Raw genomic sequence first — 3147 nt, forward strand, 5'->3', positions numbered from 1 at the left:
GCATCGTCACGGCGCTCTACCAGCGCACCCAGACCGGGCGCGGCCAGAAGGTGCTGGCGGCCATGCAGGACGCCGTGCTGAACCTCTGCCGCGTCAAGCTGCGCGACCAGCAGCGGCTGGAGCGAGGCCCGCTAAAAGAGTACCCGCAATACCCGAACGGCGAATTCGGCGACACCGTGCCGCGCGCCGGCAACGCCTCGGGCGGCGGCCAGCCGGGCTGGATCCTGAAATGCAAGGGCTGGGAGACCGATCCCAACGCCTACATCTACTTCATCACCCAGGCGCCGGTGTGGGCGAAGATCTGCGACGTCATCGGCAAGCCGGAGTGGATCACCGATCCGGACTACGCGACGCCCGCCGCGCGCCTGCCGCGCCTGAAGGACATCTTCGCGACCGTCGAGGAATGGACCATGACCAAGACGAAGTTCGAGGTCATGGAGATCCTGAACAAGCACGACATCCCCTGCGGCCCCATCCTGTCGATGAAGGAGCTGGCGGAGGACCAGTCGCTGCGCGAGACCGGCACCATCGTCGAGGTCGATCACCCGACGCGCGGCAAGCACCTGACGGTCGGCAACCCGATCAAGCTGTCGGACAGCCCGACCGAGGTCACGCGGTCGCCCCTGCTGGGCGAGCACACCGACGAGATCCTGCGCGAGGTTCTCGGCTTCGACGAACGCCGCATCGGCGAGGTCCGCGACAGCGGCGCGCTCGGTGCCGCGCGCAGACCGCTGACCACCGAATAGGACAGGCGGCGGTCCTCCCCGGAAAGGGCAAACGCAATGGCCCCTCGGCGCATCGCTGACGACGCGCTGCAGGAGGCCGCCGCCCCCGAAATCCATCCGAGCTCACCTCCAAGACGTGAGCCGACCAGTTTGCAAAGGAGGAAAGGCCATGGCCGCAGTCATCGATCCGCTCCACACCGAGCGACCCACGGATGTCGTCCGCCGCCTTCTCGACACCGCCAAGGCCGAGGGCCGCAACGCGCTGACCGCGCCGGAAGCCAAGCAACTCTGCGATCTGTACGGCATTCCGGTGCCGAAGGAAGGCGTGGCGACGAGCGCCGAGGAGGCCGTCGCCATCGCCGAGGGCATGGGTTTCCCGGTGGTCATGAAAATCGTGTCGCCGCAGATCCTGCACAAGACCGAAGCCGGCGGCGTTCTGGTTGGTCTCCAGAACGCCGACGCCGTCCGCCAAGGCTTCGAGGCCATCATGGAGAACGCCCGCGCCTATGACCCCGGGGCGGACTTGATCGGTGTGCAGGTCCAGCAGATGCTGCAAGGCGGCGTGGAGGTCATCGTCGGCTCCATCACCGACCCGAGTTTCGGCAAGCTGGTGGCCTTCGGCCTCGGTGGCGTGCTGGTCGAGGTGCTGAAGGACATCACCTTCCGCCTCGCCCCGGTCAGCCGCGAGGACGCCCTGTCGATGCTCGACGGCATCCAGGCCGCGGAGATGCTGAAGGGCGTGCGCGGCGGCAAGGCGGTCGACCACGAGGCGCTCGCCGATGTGATCGTCAACGTCTCGCGCCTCGTCGACGAGGTGCCGGAGATCGTCGAACTCGACCTCAACCCGGTCTTCGCGCGCGCGAACGGAGCCACCGCCGCCGACGTGCGCGTGGTCCTGGATTTCGCGGCCAGGACGCCGCGCTACCGCCCGTCGCAGGAGCAGATCGTCCGGCAGATGAACCGGATCATGAAGCCCGAGGCGGTGGCCGTCATCGGCGCCTCGGCCGAGGACGGGAAGATCGGCAACTCGGTGATGAAGAACCTCATCAACGGTGGCTACAAGGGCAAGATCTATCCGATCCATCCGAAGGCCGACGACATCCTCGGTTACAGGGCCTACAAGAGCGTCAAGGACGTGCCGGGCGACATCGATGTGGCGGTGTTCGCCATCCCGGCCAAGTTTGTCGCCCAGGCGTTGGGCGAGGTCGGCGAGAAGAAGATCCCCGGTGCCGTGCTGATCCCTTCGGGCTTCGCCGAGACCGGCAACGTCGAAGGGCAGGAGGAGATCGTCGCCATCGCGCGCAAGCACGACGTGCGGCTGATGGGGCCGAACATCTACGGTTTCTACTACACGCCGAAGAACCTGTGCGCCACCTTCTGCACGCCCTACGACGTGAAGGGCAAGGCGGCGCTGTCGTCGCAGTCCGGCGGCATCGGCATGGCGATCATCGGCTTCAGCCGCTCCGCCAAGATGGGTGTGTCGGCGATCGTCGGGCTCGGCAACAAGTCGGACATCGACGAGGACGACCTGCTGTACTTCTTCGAACAGGACGACAACACCCAGGTCGTCGCCATGCACTGCGAGGATCTGAAGGACGGCCGCGCCTTCGCGGAGGCCGCCAAGCAGGTCTCGAAGAAGAAGCCGGTGGTCGTGCTGAAGGCCGGACGCACGTTGCTCGGCGCGCGGGCGGCCAGTTCCCACACGGGCGCGCTCGCCGGCAACGACAGGATTTACGAAGACGTGCTGCGGCAGTCGGGCGTGGTCCGGGCGCGCAGTCTGCAGGATCTGCTGCAGTTCGCCCGCGGAATCCCGGTGCTGCCGACGCCGAAGGGCGAGAACGTCGTGATCATCACCGGCGCCGGCGGATCGGGCGTGCTGTTGTCGGACGCCTGCGTGGACAACGGCCTGTCGCTGATGGCGATGCCGCCGGACCTCGACGCCGCCTTCCGCAGATTCATCCCGCCTTTCGGCGCCGCCGGCAACCCGGTGGACATCACGGGTGGCGAACCGCCGGCGACCTACAAGAACACCATCCGGCTGGGCCTGGAGGATGACCGCATCCACGCGTTGATCCTGGGCTACTGGCACACGATCATCACGCCGCCAATGGTGTTCGCCAAGCTCGTCATCGAGGTGAAGGAGGAGATGAAGGCGAAGGGCATCGAGAAGCCCATCGTCGCTTCGCTGGCCGGCGACGTGCAGGTTGAGGAGGCCGCGAGCCACCTGTATGACCACGGCGTCGTGGCCTATCCTTACACGACCGAGACGCCGGTCGCGGTGTTGGGCGCCAAATACAGATGGGCTCGGGCGGCCGGGCTGGTTTAGCAGGTCGCGGAAAAACGAACATATTCTGGCTTTTTGCCTCCACTGAGGCTTGAAAATGGCGTCTCTGACGCCCGTTTTTGTGAGAATGGAGCGCCT

The 3147-nt window shown here is 66.3% G+C and carries 2 protein-coding genes; both read left to right on the forward strand.

The genetic code is table 11. From position 1 onward, the window contains the following. Positions 1-746: CoA transferase (locus tag ACFPMG_RS35315; RefSeq protein WP_377000878.1), on the forward strand; the 746-nt coding region annotated here is incomplete at its 5' end. 148 nt (positions 747-894) lie between these two features. Beyond that, positions 895-3051 (forward strand): acetate--CoA ligase family protein, encoded by a 2157-nt coding sequence (locus ACFPMG_RS35320; protein ID WP_377000880.1) that lies wholly within the window; start codon positions 895-897, stop codon positions 3049-3051. The last annotated feature ends 96 nt before the right edge of the window (positions 3052-3147 follow it).

It is taken from the genome of Azospirillum himalayense, from assembly GCF_042657465.1.
Taxonomy (GTDB): domain Bacteria; phylum Pseudomonadota; class Alphaproteobacteria; order Azospirillales; family Azospirillaceae; genus Azospirillum; species Azospirillum himalayense.